Here is a 12,582-nt window from a genome sequence, read left to right as displayed (position 1 = left end):
TAACCCTCAAGGTTATCGTCCCTTTCTCGTTAGGTCACCTGAGCTCGACTAATCACGCGTCAGCTTGCGGTGAATACGATGCGGCTGGGCTGCGTCCTCACCCAGGCGCTCGATGCGGTTGGCCTGATAGGCCTCGAAGTTGCCCTCAAACCAATACCAGTTGCCCGGATTCTCGTCGGTGCCCTCCCACGCCAGAATGTGCGTGGCGACGCGGTCCAGGAACATACGGTCGTGGCTAATGACCACCGAGCAGCCCGGGAACTCGAGCAGCGCCGCTTCGAGCGAGGACAGCGTCTCGACGTCGAGGTCGTTCGTGGGCTCGTCGAGGAGCAGCAGGTTGCCGCCCTGCTTGAGCGTAAGCGCCAAGTTCAGACGGTTGCGCTCGCCACCGGAAAGTACGCCAGCGCGCTTCTGCTGGTCCTGGCCCTTAAAGCCAAAGCTCGCCACGTACGCGCGGCTGGGAACCTCGGTCTCGCCGACCATCATGTGGTCCAGGCCATCCGAGACGACCTCCCACAGGTTCTTGTCGGGGTCGATGCCGGAGCGGTTCTGGTCGACGTAAGAAATCTTGACGGTCTCGCCCACCTCGAGCTCGCCCGAAGTCAGCGGCTCCAGGCCCACGATGGTCTTGAACAGCGTGGTCTTGCCCACACCGTTGGGGCCGATGACGCCCACGATGCCGTTGCGCGGCAGGGTGAACGATAGGTCGTCGATGAGCACGCGACCGTCGAACTCCTTGTGCAGGTGATGGGCCTCGAGCACCTTGTTGCCCAGACGTGGGCCCACAGGGATGCGGATATCGGTCCAGTCGAGCTTCTGGCTTGCGCGGGCCTCGGCCTCCATCTCCTCATAGCGAGCCAGACGGGCCTTGTTCTTGGCCTGACGGGCCTTGGGGCTGGAGCGTACCCACTCGAGCTCGGCCTCCATGCGCTTAGCGAGCTTGGCGTCGCGGTTACCCTGAGCCTCGATACGCGCGGCCTTGGTCTCCAGATACGTGGAGTAGTTGCCCTTGTAGGGATAGAGGTGACCACGGTCGACCTCGCAGATCCACTCGGCAACGTTATCCAGGAAGTAGCGATCGTGTGTGACGGCAAGCACCGCGCCCTGGTAGTTGTGCAGGAAGTGCTCGAGCCACAGGATCGACTCGGCGTCCAGATGGTTGGTGGGCTCATCGAGCAGCAGCAGGTCGGGAGCTTCGAGCAGCAGCTTGCACAGGGCCACGCGACGGCGCTCGCCGCCGGAAAGCACGTTGACCGGCATGTCGGAATCGGGCAGCTGCAGGGCATCCATAGCCTGGCCGAGTTTGGAATCGATATCCCAGCCATCGGCGGCATCGATTTCGTCCTGGAGCTTGCCCATCTCGGCCATGAGGGCGTCCATGTCACAGTCCGGGTCGCACATCTCCTCACCGATCTTATTGAAGCGATCGACCTTGGCGATCATGTCGCCAAATGCCATGCGCACGTTCTCGATGACGGTCTTGTCGTCGTCGAGCGGCGGCTCCTGCTGCAGGATACCCACGGTGTAGCCAGGGGTAAGTCTGGCATCGCCGTTGGAGACCTCTTCGATGCCGGCCATGATCTTGAGCAGGGTCGACTTGCCCATACCATTGGGGCCCACGACGCCGATCTTGGCACCGGGGTAGAAACTCAGGGTCACGTCGTCAAGGATCACCTTGTCGCCATGAGCCTTGCGAGCCTGATACATCTGGTAGATAAACTCCGCCATTTACCTGTTTTATCCTTTCTACCTGCTGTTTCCCTATTCTTGTTTCGCTTTAGTGGAAACGAGATGAGAAAACCAGCTCTAAAACGTAACGAAAAAGGGGCACGGTTGCCCATACCCCCTAATACTACCTGGGAAAAGTCCCCCGGAACATACTATGAACTGCGTACGCTAGTTTTCCGCAACCTTAACGAGCGGCTCGCTGCGATTTGCGCCACAGCAGATACGAGTAGACGTAGACGACTCCGACCGAACCAAACGCCAGAACCGCAATCACCGCGGCGACAACTTCACTTGAAAGCACGCTACCCGCAACGCCCATCACAATCAGACCAACACCCAGCACCATAAAGCAGGCACCGCCAAAGCGCTGCGTACGGCGCCAGTTCTCGGGATCGGCAAGCGCCCAGGGCGTCTTGATACCGAGCGTATAGTTCTGCTTCACACGCGGCAAGTAGTTGCCTACGCCAATGAACAGCAAACCGACAGCACCAGAAATCAGCGCGTTGACCGAACCGACCGCCGGCACCACGCCCCAGACCGTAAGCTCTCCCAGCCAGCTTATGGCGCACATGAACAGGGTGAAGGCGATTACGAAGCCCTGATAGAACTTGCCCGAGGTTCGATATGCCTCACCTTTGGGATCGATGCGCGGCACCACGCAGAACATTGCGAGAAGCACCAGGGGCAGCACGCCGAGCGCGGAGGCCTTCCAGCTGGGACCCCAACCGTCAACGCCGTTCGCGCCCCAGTGTGTGGGAATCTGCGCAGGTAAGCTCGGCATCACCATAAGGTGCGCTACGATATTGGCGACGCACAGAGCGACCAGCGCGATCCACACGCGTGGCGATACCCCCGTGGCGTGAATGCCCTTGTTTTCGTTATTCATCCTTATCACCTTCAGTGTTTGTAAAGCCCATAAACCAACCGATCAAGTCCTGCATGACGGTAGTGTTTAAGCTGTAAACGATGTTTTGGCCATGACGTTCGTCGGTCACCAACCCGGCGTTTTTGAGCGTCGCCAAATGATGGCTCAACGATGGCTTGCTGATGTCAAAATGCTCGGCAAGCTCCCCGGCCGTGCGGTCGCCCTCGCGTAGTAGTTCCAAAATGCGCCGCCGCGTAGGATCGGCCAGCGCTTTAAAACCCTCTCCCGGCATAGGACCTCCCCTCAGCAACTCTCATGACACGCACACTATACTCGATATTTAGATGTTTGTCTAACTATATAATATAGGAACATCTATAGAACATTTGTTCGTATTTAGCTACAATGGAAGTTGAAGCAGATGGGCCAGCTCCCTCTATCCGAGAAGGAGATGGACTATGAGTATTGACGATGTCCTGACGTTGTTATTGCTTGTAATCGCGGCTGTGGAGCTCGGCATCCACATTGGAGGTCGAATGAAATAGCCGCCCCCGCGTAATGCGAAGACGGCCACTTCTCACGCTACAAACGTGTTTGGGAGTTGGCCAACCCGCGGCAACGGGTGCCATCTGCTTCAATCTTATGCGAATCCCGATCCCATTTCAACAAGCTCCAAGGGCTCAAATGGAATCGCAATAATACCTATAATGGCGATAGCTAAAACACGATTCGCTTCCCCATCGGAGGATATTTATGACCGAAACCGTTGCCGCAGCCGCCATCGAGACACGCGACACCAAGCTCGAGATCATCATGGGCCGCGAGGCACTCGATAAGCTCGCCGATACTACGGTGCTGGTGCTCGGCTGCGGAGGTGTGGGCTCCAATTGCTGCGAGGCACTCGCCCGCGGCGGCATCGGTCATTTCGTCATTCTGGACAAGGACATCATCGCGCCCAGCAATATCAATCGCCAGGCCATCGCCTTCCACAGCACCGTCGGCAAGCGCAAGGTAGACGTGATGGAAGCCATGATTCGCGATATCAATCCCGCCGCCACCGTTATCAAGCGCACCGAATACCTGTTGAGCGACAACATCGACGAGTTCTTTGCGAGCGTTTTTGAGCAGACGGGCGGCAAGCTCGACTACGTCGTCGACGCCATCGACACCATCTCGGCCAAGCTCACCATTGCCAAATATGCTCAGGACCACGACATTCGTTTGGTTAGCTCCATGGGCGGGGCCAACAAGCTCCATCCCGAGTGCCTCCGCTTTGCCGACATCTTCGATACGGTACGTGACCCCATGAGCCGCATTATGCGCAAAGAATGTAAGAAGCGCGGAATCAAGAGCCTACATGTATTGTTTAGCTGCGAGGAATCGGTTAAGACACAGCCCCGCGACCCTTCCAACATCCACGAGCGTACCGAGCTGGGAACCGCCAGCTTTATGCCGCCCATCATGGGTCAGATGATTGCCGGCGAGGTTATCCGCCAGATCAGTGGGCGCGGCACCGAGCACGTGCGCGCCGATGGCCAGCGCCTGGACTAGCGGAGTGCGCCGAGATGGAGCCCCGGTTAATTGATGCACACTGCCATCTTGATTTGATGGCTTACCCGAATGCTGTTGCCGACGAAACTGCGGCTATAGGGCTGGGGGTCTTTGATTGCGGGGTCGACCCACGCGACTTCGCGGCAGCAAAAAAGCGGGCCAGCCGCTACCCAAACATTATCGCGGGCGTCGGCCTCCATCCCTGGTGGCTCGCCGACGGCCGCTGCGGTCCTGCCGAAGTCAATCTGCTTTGCAAAGTTGCTGCCCAAGAGCGCTACATCGGCGAGGTGGGGCTCGACTTTTCCGCGCGCTTTGCCGGAAGCGAACCGCTACAAATACAGGCACTTGACCGGCTCTGCGATGCGCTCGTGCAGTGTCCTCTTGCCGGGCGCGTAATATCAATCCACGCCGTTCGTTCGGCAGGAGCCGTACTGGACGTCCTCGAATCGCATGGTCTACTCATCCCAAACCCCGACTCCCCCGCTATCATCTTCCACTGGTTTAGCGGTACTTCGGACGAACTCGTCCGCGCACGTAATGTGGGCTGTTATTTTTCCGTCAACGAACGCATGCTCGCGTCTAAACGAGGACGCGAATACGCACGACAGATTCCGCTCGACCGCTTACTGCTCGAGACCGATGCGCCAGCCGAACCAAACACAGAAACAAGCGCGCAGTCGCTCATCAAATCGCTCACAAGGACCTCGATGCGCATCGCCTCGCTCAAAAATTGTGACGCAAAGCGCATCGAATCGGCAGTTTTAGCAAATGCGCACTCTATTTTTGGCCTTCGCTAACCCCTGTATGCAAAAAGACGACAACGATACCATTATGACGGTAGACGTGCCGTCCAAGTCCTACGCAAGCTCCAGCAGCTCCGGCAGCTGGTCGATAATCTTGTCCGCGGCATCTTGGCTAAAGCCGAAGCGTTCCTCGCGCTTGGCAATGACCGTCAGGCCGGCTCGCTTGCCGGCAGTGATACCAGGCACCGAATCCTCAACGCAGCAGCAGCGATTCGCGGGCAGTCCCAGCAGGTCCAGCGCATGCAGGTAGATGTCGGGCTCGGGCTTGCTCTCCTTAAACTGCTCGCCGCTCACCACATACTCAAAGGCATCCGACAGCCCGCACGCATTGAGCACTTCCTCGATGCTATCCATGGGAGACGAGCTAGCAAGCGCCACGCGAACGCCGCGGCGCGGCAGCTCTCGAATCGTATCCACGGCGCCTGGGTTAATCAAAGCCTGATAGTCGCGCGGACGCTTATGCGCCCACTCGTCCCAACGGGCCAACGCTTCCTCGCCAGATAAATGCCCCTTACCAGCGCGCTCAAACCAATCGACCAGCATATGCAGGAAGAACTGATGTGAGGTACCGACCTGCCCGTTCAACTCCTCTTGAGTCAGGTTAAGCCCAAGCTCCTTGGCAAACGCGGCAGTCTCGCCCAGGTAGTAATACTCGGTATCGACAATGACGCCGTCCATGTCAAAGATAACGGCGTCGAACGGAAATGCGGACACGGCACCCTCCCTAACAAAAGGGCGCCTGTAAGCAGGCGCCCGAACCATGCATTAATCGGCGATTCTAACCCAGCAGCTTATCCAGCGCCACCGCAATGCCGTCTTCGTTGTTATTGGCAGTCACCATCTGGGCCACGGCCTTAACCTCGTCAACCGCGTTACCCATGGCAACACCGGTGCCGGCCCACTCAATCATGGACTTGTCGTTCTGGCCGTCGCCAAAAGAGACGACCTCGCTGGCATCGATGCCGAGCTTGGGCAGGGCACCCTCGAGCGCGCGGGCCTTGTCGATACCGGGCGCCGTAAACTCAAAATACCAGTCGGCCGTAAACATACCCGAAAGCGTCTGAGTAAAGGGCTCGTACATCTCATCGTGATGCGCTTGCAGATAGGCCGGGTCGCCCGCAGTGAGCAGCTTGTCCACGGGATAAGTGTCCACGACCTCATGCAGGCTCTCCACCTCGCGAATCTTAAGATCGCACGCGTCGCGCTCGTATTTGACGATGTTTTTCTGCGAGCCATCCGGCAGCGTAATCATGCAGCGGTACGAATCCTCGACATGCAGATCGCGACCGAGCGAAATCATAGGAATCACGTCGAAATTACGCAGATGATCAATCAGACGGTGCAGTTCGTCAGCCGGCATGGCCTGGTCAAAAAGGACCTCATCGGTCTGAGCGTCGACCACATGCGCGCCATTAAAGGCCACCAGCAGACCGTCATGGTTATGAAGGTCGAGCTCCTGCGCCAAGGCGTGCAGCCCCCATGCGGGACGGCCCGAAGCCAAAATGAGCTTAATGCCCGACTCCTGCGCCGCGAGCAGCTTCTCGCGCGTACGCGGGCTGATGACCTTTTGGTCGTTGGTGAGCGTACCGTCGATATCCATTGCGATGGCTTTGATTGCCATATGCGCCTCCTTGCATCGTTTTTATCGCGCACTATCTTATCCGAGCCGGGGCACGTTCGCACAGCGCACGTATGACGGTTGCAAAACCACCCCATTTGAAACAAAGGCAAAAAAGTACTTGCAAAGACGCGTTCCGACATATAAGTTGATAAAAGACCGCCGTTGCGGTTTTAAGTAGATCGAGCATATGAAGTTTGAGTTTTAGCGTGTAAGAGAAGGAAGATCGGCAAAGTACAACCCCAAACGTAATGACAACTTAATGAGGTAACTGCCACATGTGAGGCACCTAGGGCATTGCTGTCTCGATTTTGAGCACGATGCCTTCCGCCTTGCATGGGCCGTTCCATCCCGCCCCTGCAGCAACTGTCTCACGGGCTCATTGAAAACCGCATAGCACCCCAACGTCAGCACATCACCCACGGCAAGCACATCACTCACGACAACCAACACATCAACAAACAGCACGAACATCAACCGATTGGAGAAGCTATGACAAACCACCACGCTGAAGACGGCGATAAGAAAAGCATTCTGGATGCCCGCATTGAGCGAGCATATGCAAACGAATATGACGCCGCCTTTGCCGCCGCGACCATCAAGAACTACGCGTCGCTACCGCTCGCGACGATCTTGGCCGACCACCCTCAACTGCTGAAGCGCTGCACAAAGATCATGGGCGACCCCGACATTCGCAAGCTGACAGACCCCTATGCCCCAAAACGCGGCAACGATTCGTACGTTCTTGCCGTAGGCTGCCTAGCCCATATGCTTACGGCGCTCGACACGAAACTCAAGCTCGAATGGGAACCCGACGAGCGTCATGAACTCGAAAGCAAGCGGAACACCCTGCGCACCGCACTGTTCCTTCCGTTGGACGGCCTCAAGCGCTGCAACGTCGAGCTCAATACACAGGCGCGGCAAAAGCCCGGGACCACGGGGCAGAAAACTCCAAGACCCCATGCGGCCATCGTCGACCGCAACCGATATAACCGCATGACCGCGCACTTTTCCGCCAAGGGAGCAGCCATAAGGACGCTGATCGACCTGCTGTGCCTCCTGAGCATCAACGAGCTATTTGAGGGCTATCTCGCCCTTGTTCCCGCGACGGCACCCAAGTCGGTAGCAAAGATCATCGAGACCTGCAGACGCCAGTTTGAGCGCCATCGCAATGGCAGCGAGATGAACGCCAGCATCGCGCAGTACTACGCGGCTCATTACAAAAATGACGGATGTGCCCCTGTCGAGCATCAGCTGCGGCTCGCCTACACCACGCCCGTCGCAACGCTCCATCGCTTTGGAGCCCTTGGCGCTTGCGAGCCGTACGAACAGGCAGCCTGCCCCACAACCGAGCTCGATCTCAGGCTCGGACGAACCCTGTAGCCCGCCAGCCCCTCCGCGGGCAACAATCCTATTCCACAACACAACCAACAGAAAGGAGTCCTCATGGACACCAATCATTCCCCCATCATCAGCCCCCTCACCATGCGTGAATCCGCCCGAGGTATCACGCTCACCAGCATTTACGATGAGATGCTCGCCCGTCGCGAGCTCTCCGTCATGGGAAACATCGAAACCCCGATGGCCCACGACCTATGCCAGCAGATCCGCCTGCTCGATGCCGCCGACCCCAGCCGCCCCATCACCATATTTGTCGCCAGCGCCGGCGGAAGCGTGCGATCGGGTCTTGCGATCTATGACGCCATGCGCCTCGCATCGTGCCCCATCCGCACCGTCTGCCTGGAATTCGCCGCGTCCATGGGCGCCGTGATCTTTATGGGCGGCGACGATCGCCGTATGGCGCCCCATGCAGAGCTCATGATTCACGACCCGCTGATCCCCCAGGGGGCAGGCGGCTCGGCACTTGCGCTGCAGGAAACCAGCCGGCGTCTCATGCAGACCCGCAAGACCCTCACGCAAATCCTCTCGGACCGCAGCGGCCTCACGCCCAAGCGCATCCAGTCCCTCACCGCAAAAGACACCTACCTTTCGGCCGAGCGCGCCGTCGAGCTCGGCTTTGCCCACGAAATCCTCTCGACCACCAAGGAGGTCGCCCATGTCTAACCTCACCAGCCGCCTCGCCGCATCTGAGTCCGCATCGTCCACCATCCTCGCCAAGGATCGAATGCTTTCCTGCGACACCCGCCAAACGGGACTCAACAACAACGCACTTGTGATCGGCCCCTCGGGAGCCGGCAAGACCCGAAACGTCCTCAAGCCCAACCTGCTGCAAATGAACGCAAGCTACATCGTGCTCGACACCAAAGGCACGCTCTGTCGCGAAGTGGGACCCGTGCTGGCAGCCCACGGCTACCGCGTGCAATGTCTCAACTTCGCCGACCTCAACACCGTCCCGGCCCTTGCGCCCGGCATCGAGCGCTGCGGCTACAACCCCCTGAGGCACATTCGCCGCAAGGCGGACGGCAGGCCCAACCAGCAGGACATCCTCTCGGTGGCAAAGGCCATCTGCCCCATCGAGGACAACAACCAGCCTTTTTGGGATCATGCGGCGGCAAACCTGCTGTCGTGTCTTATCGCCTACGTCACCGAACAGCTACCCGCCGACGAGCAGACGATCAGCTCGGTCATCAAGCTGATCGAGCACCTGCAGGACGGTGCCACGGGTCGATTGTTTGACGACCTGATCACGATCGACCCCCAAAGCTATGCCCTCTCGCTATGGCGGCGCTACGCCATTACGCAAAATGCCGAGCGCATGCACGCGAGCATCGTCGGCATCCTTGCCGAAAAGGTCATGTGTCTGGGATTCGACGGTGCGGCACAGCTCTATCGTGAGTGCCATCAGGTGGACTTCGCTTCCATGGGACACACCCCCTGCGCCCTATTTGTAACCGTGAGCGATATTGACCGCAATCTCGATCCGCTGACCGGCCTCTTTATTTCGCAGGCGTTTATGGGCCTCATTCGTGAGGCCGATAGGCAGCCCGACGGCAGCCTGCCCGTGCCCGTGCGCTTTATGCTCGATGACTTCGCAAATCTGCAGATCCCCCAGATCGACAACGTGCTCTCGATTATCCGAAGCCGCAACATCTGGGCAACGCTGCTGCTGCAGTCGACCAACCAGCTCGATGCGCTCTATGGCGAGGCACGCGCACGCTCCATCATGGGCAACTGCGACACGCATCTGGTGCTGGCGTTCCAGGATCCCGAGAGTGCCCGGGTGTTTTCCGAACGCGCCGACGCGCTGCCCAGCACGCTCATGGCGACGCCGATCGATCGCTCGTGGCTCTTTGTGCGCGGCCACACTCCCGAACAGGTCGAGCGCTTTAGGCTCGAAGACCATCCGCTCTACGGGGAGCTGCCCGAGGAGCAGCGAGACCATGCGGAGGCCGAGATCTAGGCGCAGGGTTCTCGCGGCGCGCGGCGCCCCGGCGATGTTCCACAAAGGCCGTGCGCCCCGGGACTACGGCAAAGCAAAGGGGCCCGCATCCGATAGGATACGGGCCCCTGACTATAAGGCGCGATGCGTTAACAGCAGCGACTACTTACGATGCGCGCGATAGAACTCGATGAGCGCCTGGGTCGAAGCGTCCTGCTCGGCCTTGGCGGCGTCGTCGTGGAAGGCCGGGGTAATCTGCTTGGCAAGCTGCTTGCCCAGCTCGACGCCCCACTGGTCGTAGGAGTCGATGCCCCAGACCGTGCCCTCGACAAACGTGATGTGCTCGTACAGGGCGATGAGCTCGCCGAGTGCGAACGGGGTCAGCGTGTCGCCGAAGATCGAGGTCGTCGGACGGTTGCCCTCAAAGCAGCGGGCCGGGACGATCTGCTCGGGCGTGCCCTCGGCGCGCACCTCATCGGCCGTCTTACCAAAGGCGAGTGCCTTGGTCTGGGCCAGGAAGTTGCCCAGGAACAGCTCGTGAACATCCTGGCCGCTGTCGGTTGCGGGGTTGGCAGTGTTGGCGAAGGCGATGAAATCGGCCGGGACCACCACGGTGCCCTGGTGCAGCAGCTGGTAGAAGGCGTGCTGACCGTTGGTGCCGGGCTCGCCCCAGAAGATCTCACCGGTGTCGGAGGTCACGGCGCTGCCGTCCCAGCGGACGTGCTTGCCGTTGGACTCCATGGTGAGCTGCTGCAGATAGGCCGGGAAGCGGTGCAGGTACTGGCAGTACGGCAGCACGGCGTGGCTCTTGGAACCGAAGAAGTTGACGTACCAGACGTTGAGCAGGCCCATCAGCGCGACGGCGTTGTTCTCGAGCGGGGTATTGCAGAAGTACTCGTCGATGGCGTGGAAACCCTCGAGGAACTGCTGGAAGCGCTCGGGACCGAGCACGACGATCAGCGACAGGCCCACGGCGGAGTCGACGGAGTAGCGGCCGCCGACCCAGTTCCAGAAGCCGAAGGCGTTGGCGGGGTCGATACCGAAGGCCTCAACCTTGTCGAGTGCGGTGGAAACGGCGACGAAGTGCTTTGCCACGGCCTCGGCGTTCTGCTCCTCGGAGCCGTCGATGGCACCCTGAGCCTTGAGCTGCTCGAGCATCCAGGTCTTGACCTCGCGAGCGTTGGTGAGGGTCTCGAGCGTGGTGAAGGTCTTGGAGACGATAATCACGAGCGTGGTCTCGGGATCCAGGCCCTTGAGCTTCTCGGCCTGATCGTTGGGGTCGATGTTGGAGATATAGCGGCAGTCGATACCGGCGTCGGCATAGGGGCGCAGAGCCTCGTAAGCCATGACCGGGCCCAGGTCGGAGCCGCCGATGCCGATGGACACCAGATGCTCGATCTTCTTGCCGGTAACGCCCTTCCACTCACCGGAGCGCACGCGCTCGGCAAAGGCGTACATGCGGTCGAGGACCTCGTGCACGTCGGCGACGACGTCCTGGCCGTCGACGATGAGCTGGCCCTTCTCGGTTGCCGGGCGGCGCAGCGCGGTGTGCAGGACGGCACGGTCCTCGGTGGTGTTGATGTGCTCGCCGGAGAACATGGCGTCGCGGCGCTCCTCGAGCTTCACCTCGCGGGCAAGATCGCACAGCAGCTTGACGGTCTCATCGGTCACCAGGTTCTTGGACAGGTCGAAGTGCAGGTCACCGGCGTCAAAGCTCAGCTTGTTCACGCGCTCTGCATCGGCAGCGAACCAGGCCTTGAGGTCGATACCTTCGGCCTCGAGCTTCTCCTGATGAGCCTCGAGCGCCTTCCAAGCGGCGGTCGACGTAGCGTCGATAGGTGCGGCAACAGTTGCCATAAAGTCCTCCTCAACATACGGGCGCAAACCTCCATGCGCCCGGATAATCAGATGCCCCTATTCTAGCGCAGGTCAAGACCGTAATCAGCCAGCGTTGCCAATCCGCCCCCAAACGGCGACCGACCAAAAAGGGACAGGTTTATTTTGGCAGGTCAAACGCTTTACCTACCAAAAATAGCCCATCTCTTTATGGCAGACACTAGGCCGCGGCGCACACGCTGCCGAGCAGCTCGCGCAGAGGAGACCCAATGCCCTCAAGCAGTTCGGGAGCGATAATGGCAAAAACGGGAACCTCGCCGGCCCCCACGACGGCAGGCACTTTGCCCTCCGAGACAATACATCCATAAGGGACAAAACCGTCTTCGCCGGCATCGAGCGCCGCCATGCGACGCGCGAGTTCGCGCGCAAAGCCAGCAGTATCGGCATCGCCAATCGCCAGGACAAAGTCCACGCCTTCGTCGGTCGCCAGGGCCACAGCTTCGTCGATCAGCTCGTCTCCCCCGTCGCCCTCAACCGAGCCGCAACGAAAAAGCACGCGCTCGAGCAGAGCTCGGTCAAGCGAGCCGAGCGCCGCCGAGACAAGCTCATCGCGCGTATGTTTGTCGCCACCCAGCACCACCAGCGCCTTGGTGCCGCCGTAGTGAGCGACCAATCGTCCACACCAGCGAGCCACGTCTCCATCCGCAACAAGGCGCGTCGGCATACCAAACCCATAGTTGACCATTATCCCCACAACCCTTCCGTGCTTTATGGTGGTATCGATCGTTAGGCTCATGCTACGAAGCGAGGTTTTCCGGGCTGTTTCGCGCTCTTTAGCGCT

At 59.6% G+C, this 12,582-nt stretch carries 12 protein-coding genes; 5 read left to right on the top strand and 7 right to left on the bottom strand.

Translation table 11 applies throughout. From position 1 onward, the window contains the following. Positions 1-48: 48 nt before the first annotated feature. The 3 genes from ettA to ACQRAP_RS02975 form a co-directional block, all read right to left on the bottom strand. Positions 49-1,728 carry an energy-dependent translational throttle protein EttA gene (gene ettA / locus ACQRAP_RS02985; RefSeq protein WP_055251458.1) on the bottom strand — a complete coding sequence of 560 codons (1,680 nt, stop codon included), beginning with the start codon at positions 1,726-1,728 and terminating at the stop codon, positions 49-51. A 184-nt stretch (positions 1,729-1,912) separates the two neighbouring features. Further along, positions 1,913-2,614, bottom strand: a complete 702-nt coding sequence (locus tag ACQRAP_RS02980; protein ID WP_427727826.1) for an SdpI family protein — start codon at positions 2,612-2,614, stop codon at positions 1,913-1,915. Continuing rightward, complete coding sequence (locus ACQRAP_RS02975; RefSeq protein WP_154517353.1) at positions 2,607-2,885, bottom strand: autorepressor SdpR family transcription factor; 279 nt, start codon at positions 2,883-2,885, stop codon at positions 2,607-2,609. The genes ACQRAP_RS02980 and ACQRAP_RS02975 overlap by 8 nt, the downstream gene beginning before the upstream one ends. Positions 2,886-3,346: 461 nt before the next feature. Here ACQRAP_RS02975 and ACQRAP_RS02970 point away from each other — a divergent pair, with 461 nt between their 5' ends. Both ACQRAP_RS02970 and ACQRAP_RS02965 read left to right on the top strand, forming a co-directional pair. Continuing rightward, positions 3,347-4,144: a tRNA threonylcarbamoyladenosine dehydratase gene (locus tag ACQRAP_RS02970; protein WP_427794854.1), complete on the top strand. Its 798-nt coding sequence runs from the start codon at positions 3,347-3,349 to the stop codon at positions 4,142-4,144. Positions 4,145-4,158: 14 nt separating this feature from the next. Continuing rightward, positions 4,159-4,941: a TatD family hydrolase gene (locus ACQRAP_RS02965; RefSeq protein ID WP_427794853.1), complete on the top strand. Its 783-nt coding sequence runs from the start codon at positions 4,159-4,161 to the stop codon at positions 4,939-4,941. A gap of 60 nt (positions 4,942-5,001) precedes the next feature. Here the strand turns inward: ACQRAP_RS02965 and ACQRAP_RS02960 are convergent, their stop codons facing one another. Together ACQRAP_RS02960 and ACQRAP_RS02955 are read right to left on the bottom strand one after the other, a co-directional pair. After that, entirely contained in the window at positions 5,002-5,661 is a 660-nt protein-coding gene (locus ACQRAP_RS02960) for an HAD family hydrolase (protein ID WP_427794852.1), read from the bottom strand. 64 nt (positions 5,662-5,725) lie between these two features. Continuing rightward, positions 5,726-6,568 carry a Cof-type HAD-IIB family hydrolase gene (locus ACQRAP_RS02955; protein ID WP_427794851.1) on the bottom strand — a complete coding sequence of 281 codons (843 nt, stop codon included), beginning with the start codon at positions 6,566-6,568 and terminating at the stop codon, positions 5,726-5,728. 489 nt (positions 6,569-7,057) lie between these two features. Here ACQRAP_RS02955 and ACQRAP_RS02950 point away from each other — a divergent pair, with 489 nt between their 5' ends. From ACQRAP_RS02950 to ACQRAP_RS02940, 3 genes are all read left to right on the top strand, one after another. Further along, positions 7,058-7,948 (top strand): hypothetical protein, encoded by an 891-nt coding sequence (locus tag ACQRAP_RS02950; protein ID WP_427794850.1) that lies wholly within the window; start codon positions 7,058-7,060, stop codon positions 7,946-7,948. Positions 7,949-8,011: 63 nt separating this feature from the next. Further along, a complete protein-coding gene (locus ACQRAP_RS02945; RefSeq protein WP_427718549.1) occupies positions 8,012-8,629 on the top strand; it encodes an ATP-dependent Clp protease proteolytic subunit in 618 nt (205 codons plus the stop codon). Beyond that, positions 8,622-9,926 (top strand): VirD4-like conjugal transfer protein, CD1115 family, encoded by a 1,305-nt coding sequence (locus tag ACQRAP_RS02940; RefSeq protein WP_427794849.1) that lies wholly within the window; start codon positions 8,622-8,624, stop codon positions 9,924-9,926. The genes ACQRAP_RS02945 and ACQRAP_RS02940 overlap by 8 nt, the downstream gene beginning before the upstream one ends. 141 nt (positions 9,927-10,067) lie before the next feature. Here ACQRAP_RS02940 and pgi read toward each other — a convergent pair whose 3' ends face one another. Beyond that, positions 10,068-11,762: a glucose-6-phosphate isomerase gene (pgi, locus tag ACQRAP_RS02935; protein ID WP_427727819.1), complete on the bottom strand. Its 1,695-nt coding sequence runs from the start codon at positions 11,760-11,762 to the stop codon at positions 10,068-10,070. A 199-nt stretch (positions 11,763-11,961) separates the two neighbouring features. Further along, positions 11,962-12,465 carry an iron-containing alcohol dehydrogenase gene (locus tag ACQRAP_RS02930; RefSeq protein WP_427718555.1) on the bottom strand — a complete coding sequence of 168 codons (504 nt, stop codon included), beginning with the start codon at positions 12,463-12,465 and terminating at the stop codon, positions 11,962-11,964. Positions 12,466-12,582: the final 117 nt, after the last annotated feature.

The organism is Collinsella sp. SGI.180, from assembly GCF_050313455.1.
In the GTDB taxonomy this organism is placed as follows: Bacteria; Actinomycetota; Coriobacteriia; order Coriobacteriales; family Coriobacteriaceae; genus Collinsella.
The sequence above is the reverse complement of the archived record's forward strand: the minus strand, read 5'-3'. Positions and strand labels throughout refer to the sequence as shown.

Coding starts and splice junctions, on each gene's coding strand:
- ACQRAP_RS02950 (WP_427794850.1), top strand. CDS start 7,058: ATGACAAACCACCACGCTGAAGACGGCGATAAGAAAAGCATTCTGGAT.
- ettA (WP_055251458.1), bottom strand. CDS start 1,728: ATGGCGGAGTTTATCTACCAGATGTATCAGGCTCGCAAGGCTCATGGC.
- ACQRAP_RS02940 (WP_427794849.1), top strand. CDS start 8,622: ATGTCTAACCTCACCAGCCGCCTCGCCGCATCTGAGTCCGCATCGTCC.
- ACQRAP_RS02970 (WP_427794854.1), top strand. CDS start 3,347: ATGACCGAAACCGTTGCCGCAGCCGCCATCGAGACACGCGACACCAAG.
- ACQRAP_RS02965 (WP_427794853.1), top strand. CDS start 4,159: ATGGAGCCCCGGTTAATTGATGCACACTGCCATCTTGATTTGATGGCT.
- ACQRAP_RS02955 (WP_427794851.1), bottom strand. CDS start 6,568: ATGGCAATCAAAGCCATCGCAATGGATATCGACGGTACGCTCACCAAC.
- ACQRAP_RS02930 (WP_427718555.1), bottom strand. CDS start 12,465: ATGCCGACGCGCCTTGTTGCGGATGGAGACGTGGCTCGCTGGTGTGGA.
- ACQRAP_RS02980 (WP_427727826.1), bottom strand. CDS start 2,614: ATGAATAACGAAAACAAGGGCATTCACGCCACGGGGGTATCGCCACGC.
- pgi (WP_427727819.1), bottom strand. CDS start 11,762: ATGGCAACTGTTGCCGCACCTATCGACGCTACGTCGACCGCCGCTTGG.
- ACQRAP_RS02975 (WP_154517353.1), bottom strand. CDS start 2,885: ATGCCGGGAGAGGGTTTTAAAGCGCTGGCCGATCCTACGCGGCGGCGC.
- ACQRAP_RS02945 (WP_427718549.1), top strand. CDS start 8,012: ATGGACACCAATCATTCCCCCATCATCAGCCCCCTCACCATGCGTGAA.